This is a genomic window from Staphylococcus sp. GDY8P94P, assembly GCF_017892255.1.
Classification (GTDB): domain Bacteria; phylum Bacillota; class Bacilli; order Staphylococcales; family Staphylococcaceae; genus Staphylococcus; species Staphylococcus cohnii.
The window spans coordinates 102470-113314 of sequence record NZ_JAESKU010000007.1 but is presented as its reverse complement, the minus strand read 5'-3'; the positions used below and the strand labels follow the sequence as shown (position 1 = coordinate 113314).

General features: G+C 32.1%; 11 protein-coding genes and 1 pseudogene. 10 read left to right on the top strand and 2 right to left on the bottom strand.

Annotated elements, in window-relative coordinates; translation table 11 throughout:
• The first annotated feature begins 42 nt into the window (after positions 1–42).
• From rimP to KA926_RS03940, 6 genes are all read left to right on the top strand, one after another.
• Positions 43–510: a ribosome maturation factor RimP gene (rimP, locus tag KA926_RS03965; RefSeq protein WP_019468442.1), complete on the top strand. Its 468-nt coding sequence runs from the start codon at positions 43–45 to the stop codon at positions 508–510.
• A gap of 23 nt (positions 511–533) precedes the next feature.
• Complete coding sequence (nusA, locus tag KA926_RS03960) at positions 534–1730, top strand: transcription termination factor NusA (RefSeq protein WP_107384967.1); 1197 nt, start codon at positions 534–536, stop codon at positions 1728–1730.
• 15 nt (positions 1731–1745) lie between these two features.
• On the top strand, positions 1746–2030 hold the full coding sequence (gene rnpM / locus KA926_RS03955; RefSeq protein WP_019468440.1) for an RNase P modulator RnpM: 285 nt from the start codon (positions 1746–1748) through the stop codon (positions 2028–2030).
• Entirely contained in the window at positions 2027–2344 is a 318-nt protein-coding gene (locus tag KA926_RS03950; RefSeq protein WP_019468439.1) for a L7Ae/L30e/S12e/Gadd45 family ribosomal protein, read from the top strand. Before rnpM ends, KA926_RS03950 begins: the two co-directional genes overlap by 4 nt.
• A gap of 4 nt (positions 2345–2348) precedes the next feature.
• Positions 2349–4463, top strand: coding sequence for a translation initiation factor IF-2 (gene infB / locus KA926_RS03945; protein WP_192946719.1), 2115 nt, complete (start codon positions 2349–2351; stop codon positions 4461–4463).
• Between the two features lie 315 nt (positions 4464–4778).
• Positions 4779–5774, top strand: a complete 996-nt coding sequence (locus tag KA926_RS03940; protein ID WP_226957014.1) for a hypothetical protein — start codon at positions 4779–4781, stop codon at positions 5772–5774.
• On the opposite strand, the pseudogene KA926_RS03935 reads toward KA926_RS03940, so the two are convergent.
• Together KA926_RS03935 and KA926_RS03930 are read right to left on the bottom strand one after the other, a co-directional pair.
• Positions 5766–6205: pseudogene (locus KA926_RS03935) on the bottom strand (transposase); the annotation flags it as partial. The gene KA926_RS03940 and the pseudogene KA926_RS03935 sit on opposite strands and share 9 nt — an antisense overlap.
• Positions 6206–6761: 556 nt before the next feature.
• The gene (locus KA926_RS03930; RefSeq protein ID WP_107521388.1) at positions 6762–7634 is read right to left on the bottom strand and encodes an HTH domain-containing protein; all 873 of its coding nucleotides are present in this window, start codon (positions 7632–7634) and stop codon (positions 6762–6764) included.
• 421 nt (positions 7635–8055) lie between these two features.
• Between KA926_RS03930 and rbfA the strand changes: the two genes are divergently transcribed.
• From rbfA to rpsO, 4 genes are all read left to right on the top strand, one after another.
• Positions 8056–8400 (top strand): 30S ribosome-binding factor RbfA, encoded by a 345-nt coding sequence (rbfA, locus tag KA926_RS03925; RefSeq protein ID WP_019468695.1) that lies wholly within the window; start codon positions 8056–8058, stop codon positions 8398–8400.
• Between the two features lie 126 nt (positions 8401–8526).
• A complete protein-coding gene (gene truB, locus KA926_RS03920; protein WP_192946717.1) occupies positions 8527–9444 on the top strand; it encodes a tRNA pseudouridine(55) synthase TruB in 918 nt (305 codons plus the stop codon).
• A gap of 13 nt (positions 9445–9457) precedes the next feature.
• Positions 9458–10429 (top strand): bifunctional riboflavin kinase/FAD synthetase, encoded by a 972-nt coding sequence (locus KA926_RS03915; protein ID WP_107384820.1) that lies wholly within the window; start codon positions 9458–9460, stop codon positions 10427–10429.
• Positions 10430–10534: 105 nt separating this feature from the next.
• The gene (gene rpsO / locus KA926_RS03910) at positions 10535–10804 is read left to right on the top strand and encodes a 30S ribosomal protein S15 (RefSeq protein WP_019468698.1); all 270 of its coding nucleotides are present in this window, start codon (positions 10535–10537) and stop codon (positions 10802–10804) included.
• The last annotated feature ends 41 nt before the right edge of the window (positions 10805–10845 follow it).

Here is a 10845-nt window from a genome sequence, read left to right as displayed (position 1 = left end):
GTTATACCCGCTCTTTTCTATTTGCCAAAAAAGGAGGTCAGTATGAGTAAAGTAACTGAGCAAGTTGAATCAATTATTCAACCCGTCCTTGACGACTTAAATTTCGAATTAGTTGAAGTCGAATACACAAAAGAAGGAAAAGATTACTTCTTAAGAGTATCCATTGATAAAGAAGGTGGCGTCGATTTAAACGATTGCGCCCTAGCTTCTGAAAAGATTAGTGAAGTTATGGATGAAGAAGATCCTATTCAAGAAATGTATTATTTAGATGTAGCTTCTCCAGGTGCTGAAAGACCTATAAAAAAAGAAAAAGATTTCCAAAATGCTGTTTCAAAACCGATATACGTTTCTTTATATGCTCCTATTGAAGGTGGAAAAGAATGGTTAGGTATCTTAAAAGAAGTAACAAGTGAAACGATTATTATGGAAGTAAAAGAAAAATCAAAGAAGAAACAAGTTGAAATTCCAAGAAATAAAATCGCTAAAGCACGTCATGCTGTAATGCTTTAATGTGATGAGGAGGATGATAAATCGTGTCAAGTAATGAATTATTATTAGCAACTGAATATTTAGAAAAAGAAAAAAAGATTCCAAGAGAAGTTTTAATTGATGCAATTGAAGCAGCGCTGATTACTGCATATAAAAAGAACTATGACAGTGCAAGAAGTGTACGCGTTGAGTTAAACATGGATGAAGGTACATTTCATGTGATTGCTCGTAAACAAGTCGTAGAAGAAGTAATGGATAATAGAGAAGAAATCGACTTAAGTACAGCACTAGTTAAAAATCCAGCATATGAAGTTGGTGATATCTACGAAGAAGATGTAACGCCAAGTGATTTTGGACGTGTAGGTGCACAAGCTGCGAAACAAGCTGTAATGCAACGTTTACGCGATGCTGAGCGTGAAATATTATATGATGAGTTTATCGATAAAGAAGACGATATTGTTAATGGTCTCATTGATAGAGTCGATCATCGTTATGTATACGTTAATTTAGGACGCACAGAAGCTGTTTTATCTGAAGCTGAAAGAAGCCCTAATGATAGCTACATTCCTAATGAGAGAATTAGAGTATATGTCAATAAAGTAGAGCAAACTACAAAAGGGCCTCAAATTTACGTTTCACGTAGCCATCCAGGATTATTAAAACGCTTGTTTGAACAAGAAGTACCAGAAATTTTTGACGGTACAGTAATTGTAAAATCAGTTGCTCGTGAAGCTGGAGATCGCTCAAAAATCAGCGTTCATTCAGATAATCCAGATATCGATGCAGTAGGTGCATGTGTAGGTGCTAAAGGTTCCCGTGTTGAAGCGGTTGTAGAAGAATTAGGCGGCGAAAAAATTGACATTGTTCAATGGAATGAAGATCCGAAGGTATTTGTTAAAAATGCTTTAAGCCCTTCTCAAGTACTACAAGTTATTGTTGATGAAGAAAACCAATCAACGGTTGTTGTTGTGCCTGACTATCAATTATCTTTAGCAATCGGTAAGCGTGGACAAAACGCACGTTTAGCTGCCAAATTAACTGGTTGGAAAATTGATATAAAATCAGAAAGTGATGCTAGAGCTGAAGGCGTTTATCCTACAGATGAAGCGATTGAAACTGAGGATGTTGAAAATATTGAACAAAACACAGACATTGATTTAGAAGACGTTAATACAGAAATTAATGACTTCAAAAAAGATGATGAAACAGATAGCTTGGATGAAGAAGACGCTGAAAAATAAATTGGAGTGAGCTTTATGAAAAAGAAAAAAATTCCAATGCGTAAATGTATACTTTCAAACGACATGCACCCTAAAAAAGATATGATTCGAGTTGTTATTAATAAAGAAGGCGAAATTTTTGCTGATGCGACTGGAAAACAACAAGGTCGTGGTGCATATGTATCAAAAGATGTTAAATTAGTAGAAGATGCACAAAAAAAAGGTGTATTAGAAAAATACTTTAAGGTTGATGCAGAAACTCTAAATCCTGTATATAAGGAAATTATACGTCTTATTTATCGTGAAGAGATACCTAAATGACTATAGAGAAAATCGTGAATTTTTTAGGGTTAGCAATGCGTGCTGGAAAAGTTAAAACAGGTGAATCAGTCATTTTAAATGACATTAAGAAAAATAGATTGAAGCTCGTAATTATTGCAACTGATGCTTCTGAAAATACAATGACAATGTTTCAGAACAAGTGTGAAAGTTACCATATATCATTTCGTATATTTGGAACGAGAGCTGAATTAGGACAAGCTTTAGGTAAAGCAGAACGAGTTAACATTGGAATCACTGATCAAGGCTTTGCTAAAAAGTTAGTGTCAATGATAGATGAATATCGTAAGGAGTGACTATATGAGTAAAATAAGAATTTACGAATACGCCAAAGATTTAAAATTAAAAAGTAAAGATATTATAGATGAATTAAAGAAGATGGACGTTGAGGTAACGAGCCATATGCAAACGTTAGAAGACGACCAAATAAAAGCATTAGATAAAGTTTATAAACCAGAGAAATCCAATCAATCAGAACAAAAACAACAAGGTCAAAATCAACAGAAATCATCAAATAGCAAGTCTAATGCTAATAAAAAAGATAATAGTAATCAAAATCACAAGCAAAATAATAAAAATAATAACAAAAATAAGAAGAACAACAAGAACAATAAAAATAACAATAAAAACAAACAAACTAAACAGGAAGAACCAAAAGAAATACCTTCAAACATCACTTATCAAGAAGGTATAACGGTTGGAGAACTTGCTGAGAAAATTAATGTTGATTCTTCAGAAATTATTAAAAAGTTATTCTTATTAGGAATAATGGCTAACATTAATCAAGCATTAGATGATGAAACATTAGAATTGATTGCTGATGATTATGGTGTAGAAGTGGAAAAAGAAGTTGTTATTGATGAAGAAGATTTATCAATTTATTTTAATGATGAATCTGAAGATGAAGATGCAGTAGAAAGACCAGCAGTCGTTACTATTATGGGACATGTTGACCATGGTAAAACAACATTATTGGATTCTATCCGTCACACACAAGTAACAGCAGGTGAAGCTGGTGGTATCACACAACATATTGGTGCTTATCAAATTGAAAATGACGGAAAAAAAATCACTTTCCTTGATACACCAGGACATGCTGCATTCACAACGATGCGTGCACGTGGTGCACAAGTAACTGATATTACAATTTTGGTAGTAGCAGCAGATGATGGTGTAATGCCTCAAACGATAGAAGCTATTAATCATGCCAAAGAGGCAAATGTACCAACAATTGTAGCTGTTAATAAAGTTGATAAACCAACTGCTAACCCAGACCGAGTAATGCAAGAATTGACTGAATATGGTTTGATTCCTGAAGCCTGGGGTGGCGATACAATTTTCGTACCACTTTCTGCTTTAAGCGGTGATGGTATTGAAGATTTAATAGAAATGATTGTACTTACATCTGAAATACAAGAACTAAAAGCTAATCCTGATAAAAAAGCAGTGGGTACAGTGATAGAAGCAGAATTAGATAAATCACGTGGTCCATCTGCATCACTTCTAGTACAAAATGGTACGCTACATGTCGGAGATGCATTGGTTGTTGGTAATACGTATGGTAGAATTCGTGCGATGGTTAACGATTTAGGTCAAAGAATTAAATCTGCAGAGCCATCTACTCCTGTTGAAATTACAGGTATTCATGATGTACCACAAGCTGGGGACCGTTTTGTTGTGTTTAAAGATGAGAAACAAGCAAGACGTATTGGAGAAGCACGTCATGAAGCCAATGTTTTACAACAACGTCAAGAAAGTAAGAGCGTTTCACTAGATAATTTATTTGAACAAATGAAACAAGGTGAAATGAAAGATTTAAATGTCATCATTAAAGGTGATGTCCAAGGATCTGTAGAAGCACTTGCAGCTTCATTAATGAAAATTGAAGTAGAAGGTGTTAATGTTCGTATTATTCACACTGCAGTAGGTGCGATAAACGAATCCGATGTGACCTTAGCGAATGCATCAAATGGTATTATCATTGGTTTCAATGTAAGACCTGATACAGGTGCCAAACGTGCAGCTGAAACAGAAGGTGTAGACATGAGATTACACCGCGTCATTTATAGCGTTATTGAAGAAATAGAAGCTGCAATGAAAGGCTTGCTAGATCCAGAGTACGAAGAACAAGTGATTGGCCAAGCAGAAGTACGTCAAACATTTAAAGTTTCAAAAGTAGGTACAATTGCTGGTAGTTATGTTACAGATGGTAAGATTACGAGAAATGCGGGTGTCCGTGTTATCAGAGATGGTATTGTTCAATTTGAAGGTGAACTGGACACGTTAAAACGTTATAAAGACGATGCTAAAGAAGTAGCCCAAGGCTATGAATGTGGTATCACAATTGAAAAATATAACGATTTAAAAGAAGGCGACATTATAGAAGCTTTCGAAATGGTTGAAATTAAAAGATAAAGATAGTTATTTTAAATAAATAAGAAAAATAAAACCGTAGGCTAACTTATAGTGTTAGCTTACGGTTTTTTTCTTTTAAATATGTTATCTTTTGGGTAAGAGCATGTGTAACTTTGAATCATTTAAAATAATTGTTTATTTTTATAATTTATTTTAATGTTTAGCTTTAAGTGCATAGTTATTTGAAAATTTAGCCTTTTATTAAGCGTTGTGAACGAGTTAAAAAAGTTTAAGTAAAATTGCTTGTTACCTTAATCTGGACACTAACTGTCTATGTACTTAATTAAACTTAGCATAAATACGAGGTTATAAGTGATGAGTGAATACTTAAAAGAAATAAATGAATTTTGGCAAGAATACTTGGATCAATATAACTCTATTTATGACTTAGATACTTTAAATGAAATAATAAAAAGACATGACACAACCGCTTTCCTACACCCACAAGATTTAGCATACTTCAAAAGAAATTTTGGTGAAGATTTTAGCAATATCCCAAGATTTAAAAAGTTGATTGATTTTGCAAATGGGAAAGTGAAAATTAATAAGCATAGACAACGAATTGTACAAAATGATGCAGTATTAAGTCCAGCCATAGCAAGACCATATTTTGGAAATCCTGAAATAGCAGATATAGTGATTTTGAAAAAAAAGGCTGAGAATGATTTTATAATTAATGACCCTTCATTACCAGAAGAAATGGTAGTACATTATCGTAATAGAATATTGCAAGATATCCAAGGTGAGTTGAATTTAAACGGTCAAAAAGTATTTCTTCCTTATATAGATCATCATTGTTGGTTTAAGAAATATATCTATAGCAATGGGTCTATATTAAAGCAATTTAATATTAATCCAAATAGAGTGATGGTTATGAATTTCTTTCCATATCAAACTGGGCATACAGCAGGTATACCAAAAGATTTTTTAACATTTAATCATTATCTACCATCACAAGTTATGAATTTTGAACTATTATTAAAAATTATAAATGATGATAAGAGACGGATTTATATTGTAAGTGAAGAAGAACTCTTTATTTCAATTTTTAAAAATTTTACTAATAGTGCATTACATCAATACCTTGTTGACAATTTGTTTGTGCTTTCATCTAAACAGAATAGACACATCACTGCATGTAATGTATTGAGTTATAAAGAACATGTTAAGCGTTTAAAAAAGAAAGAGTCATTAAATAAAATAGATTATTATAAGTGGAATCAACAACAAAAAAAAGAGCGAGAGTTAGGCAATTCGGATTTTATAAGAAAACTTAAAGCTATCCAATATAAAGAAGCATTATCACGTTAGTAAAATTGAAATGACTGAAAAGGTTCGGGACATAAATGTCTCTGACTAAAAAGAAAACGATAATTTCTATTGAAATAATGTAGAAATTATCGTTTTCTTTATTTTTATCAAATAGTGTAGCTCGTTGAGCTACTATTTTCCTTACATTCAATGCCATTAGGACATACCCTAATTCTCTTTTGACTTTGTCTATCTCTCGAACTGACATTCGAGTGAAACCTAAAATAGCCTTCATGAATCCAAAAACTGGTTCTACATCAATTTTTCTTTGACTGTAGATTTTTAATCTCTGGTTATGAAAGCTGTTGATTAATTTGAGATTTAAAATACTCCCAATTAAAATACTTCATTATCTTCTTATTCGTTTTTGAATTGTTTTTCATACACAAATTTTTAAGTGGACATTTTAAACAATCATCACATTCGTATAATATGATTGATGTTATAATCTTTATACATAAGGCACCTCGTTAATTTGGTTTAGTAGTGTTTATTAAATTATACGAAAGGCCCTTCTTTTTTGAATAAAAAATGCAAATTGTACTGATTTTGCATTGTGCTGACGCCCGGTGAAATGATATGAGTGAGAGACTACAGGCTCGAGCCATAGCCCAGGCAAGTATGCACGGTCAAAATCGCGTATTATTCTCATATCAAAAGGTCCAATTCTTTATTACTTATGATTTCTGGCTAATTCATGTTATTAATTTTATAAAATAAGAACTTCATCCATATATTAGAGTTAATGAATTGTTTCAAATGAGCCTTTGCTTTTGTATCTTGATAAATATTCCAAACGATTTTGCATTGTGCTGACGCCCGGAGAAATGATATGAGCGAGAGACTACAGGCTCGAACCATATCCCCAGGCAAGCATGCACGATCAAAATTATAATATTTTAAATATAAAGAGGACAAATCCATTGTTAAGGATTTGCCCTCTTATTTTGAGAATGGGATTTATGTCCCGGCCTTTTTAGTATGTCGTTAAATATGATAATGCTTAAATAACGATTTGATTTTATTTTTGAAATCTTCCACATAATGATCTGGCTTTAATAAAATGATTTCTTGAGGATATTCATATGCTAAATGTAGGCATTCGCTTTTTGAAATAATAAGTTCAGCTTCAATGAATGCTTCGTTATTTTGAGCATTCAGTACTATAAATTGACGTTGAATTTGTTCCCATATAGATGAACGGAATTTCATAGTGACAGTCGGGACTTGTAGAAAAATATTTTCGTCAAAAGCTTCATCAAATTGATGAATATCAAGTATTGAATTTAAATCTTGCGTATAAATTTTGTTCTGATATATATAAGTAATCCAATATTTATTTTTGAAATGTCTTGTATATACTGGTACAACTTTATATGTTTGATGATCAACATCATTTAGCGAAATAATCTGTTTATTTTGTATGGCAAGTTGTATTTTATAAATAAGTGTTGATTCTGTTAATTCGTGATTGATTGTAAATTGATTGAGTAATGTATTAGATAAAAATTTTTCAGCTAGATTCGAATTACTGTTTAGGCCTCTAATTAAATTATATGTATCGATATGAATGTTGGGCGTGAAATTTTTCATTCTAAATAGCAGATTAAGTAACCGATTATTTTTAAATTTATAGCGATCTATTCTTATGCGATGTCGGCCTATATTGTTTTCATAAACAATTCTTGCATTTAGTCCTTCCCATTCATGGTCTTCATATAAAAAATTGTTTATATCACTAAAGTCTCGCTGTATTGATCTTACATTAACATTTAATTGTTGTGCGAGTTCTTCTTTGCTTAATTTTTTCCCATTAAATAGACGAGTGAAAATATAAAGTAGTCTTTCTGATTTATCCAAGTATACACGCTCCTAACAATTTCAATAGAAAAATTCATATTTTATTAGTTTGAATTATAGCATGATATTTTCTATAATGTGTAAAACAATATAAAATAAATTAAAAACTTAGTTGTTTCTTAAATAGTAATCATTTATAAAATTCAATGTAAATTTTATAAACTACCGCAGCATTTAAAAATAAAAATGTAATAAAGTTTCAGTCTATAACACTTAGGAAATATAATTGTGCCTAACTGTAATGAAAATAATGTTTTATCGTTTTATAACAATTACCTTTTTGATTTATAATTGATTTAGCAATTAAATTTTTTTGAGTAAATAAAGAATGAAGTTTGTTTGACCTTGTGAAATGAACTGTCATATAATCTTTAAGTAAGATAAATATACATGTATGAATGATATTTGTGAGGTGAAATATATGAATATGAGAGCTGAACGTGTTGGCGAACAAATGAAACAAGAAATCATGGACATTGTTAACAATAAAGTAAAAGACCCTAGAATTGGTTTCCTAACAATAACAGAAGTCCAATTAACGAATGATTTATCTATTGCAACAATTTATTTAACTGTACTTGGTAATGATAAACAAATTGATGATACGTTTAAAGGTTTAGAGAAAGCAAAAGGTTTTATCAAATCTGAAATTGGTTCAAGAATGCGTTTAAGAATTGTACCAGATTTAAAATTTGAATACGATGAGTCTATTGACTACGGAAATAAAATTGAAAAAATGATACAAGATTTACACAAAAATGATTAATTTTAAAAGCTGAAGCAAACATTCACTGAGATGTTTGTTTCAGCTTTTTTATAACCATTTCTTTATTGAGACGTGTTAATATAAGTAAGGAATGACAATAAAAGGACGATTGAAGGTGACATTAAAATGTATAACGGTATTTTACCTGTGTACAAAGAACGTGGCTTAACTAGCCATGACGTTGTATTTAAATTAAGGAAAATTTTAAAAACCAAAAAGGTGGGGCATACTGGTACATTAGATCCTGAAGTTTCAGGTGTATTACCCATATGTATAGGTCCAGCGACTAAGGTGAGCGATTATATTATGGAAATGGGAAAGACCTATTTTGCAACTGTATATTTAGGTTTTAGTACCACTACAGAAGATCAGACAGGTGAAGTTTTAGAAAAAAAGGCTATTGATAAAGACGCACTTAATGAGGAACAAATAGATAGCACTTTAGCACGTTTTGAAGGTGTAATTACGCAAATCCCACCGATGTATTCATCAGTGAAGGTTAACGGTAAAAAGCTTTATGAATATGCAAGGAAAAATGAAACAGTCGATAGGCCTTCAAGAGAAGTCGAGATTTTCGACATTAAGCGGGCGTCTGAACTACGATTTGAAAATCAAGGTTGCCAGTTTGATATCAGAGTAAAATGTGGTAAAGGTACTTATATTAGAACGTTGGCAACAGATATAGGAAAAGCACTTGAATTACCAGCACATATGTCCAAATTAACAAGGATACAAAGTGGTGGTTTTGATATTGAAAATAGTCTTACAATCGAAGATATACAATCATTACATGAGCACGAAACATTACAGGAAAAACTTTTTCCGATAGAATATGGTCTGAGAGGTTTGAAAAAAATCAGCATTTCAAATGAAAGTCAAAGATTTAAAATATTGAATGGTCAAAAATTTAATACGAATGATTTTGACCAATCCATAGATACGTTGGTTGTGATGTTTGATACACTAAATAATAAGGCATTAGCAATTTATACACCACATCCTGAGAAGCCTTATGAAATAAAACCGAAGAAGGTATTTAACTAAAGGAGAAATAGCCATGAAAGTAATTGAAGTAACTCATCCGATTCAAGAAGATCAGTATATATCAGAAGATGTAGCAATGGCTTTTGGTTTTTTTGATGGCATGCATAAAGGTCATGCAGAGGTATTTGATACTTTAGAAAAAAAGGCAGAGGCATCGAATTTAAAGAAAGCTGTGATGACATTTGATCCGCATCCTTCTGTTGTTTTAAATCCTGAACTTAAACGTACGGATTACTTAACACCGATTCAAGATAAAATAGAAATATTAGAATCTTACGGGATTGACTATTGCATTGTCATTAATTTTTCTTCTAAATTTGCGAATGTAAGTGCAGAAGAATTTATACAGGAATACATCATTAATAACCATGTAAAAGAAGTAATTGCAGGTTTTGATTTTACGTTTGGCAAATTTGGTAAAGGTAACATGATGATTTTAGACGAAATGTCGGATTTTAATACGACTATCGTAAGTAAACAAGAAATTGAATCGGAGAAAATATCTACAACAGATATTAGAAAATCACTGAAAACAGGTGACTTACAAAAGGCAAACGATGAGCTTGGATATCGATATCGTATAAAAGGCATGGTTGTACAAGGGGAAAAACGTGGAAGAACAATTGGTTTTCCTACAGCGAATGTAGAGCCAAGTGGAGATTACGTATTGCCTAAAAATGGTGTTTATGCCGTGAGTATGAAAATAGGTGCAAATGATAAGATTTATCGTGGAGCTGCCAACGTTGGTGTCAAACCAACATTTCATGATCCTTCTAAAGCACAAGTTGTCATAGAAGTGAATCTGTTTGACTTCCACGAAAACATATACGGTGAACGTGTTATCGTTTATTGGCATCATTATTTAAGACCAGAAGTTAAATTTGATGGTATAGATCCTTTAGTTGAACAAATGAATAAGGATAAAGAAAAAGCGAAATATTTACTTTCTGTTGATTTTGGTGACGAAATATCATATAATATTTAAGTCTGATGTGTTACACACACATACAAGGCACCTTTATCTTGGCAGTTCGAGACTCCGACGATTGCTCGGATAAAGGCGCATAAAAATAAAAGGAGGAAATTGACTATGGCAATTTCACAAGAACGTAAAAATGAATTAATTAAAGAATATCGTACACACGAAGCGGACACTGGTTCTCCAGAAGTACAAATCGCTGTGTTAACTGCAGAAATCACTGCATTAAACACTCACTTACGTGAACATACGAAAGATCACCATTCACGTCGTGGATTATTAAAAATGGTAGGTCGTCGTAGACACTTATTAAACTACTTACGTAGCAAAGATATTCAACGTTACCGTGAATTAATTAAATCATTAGGTATCCGTCGTTAATCTTTAGACGTATATTTATCGGGAAAGAACCTTTGGGGTCT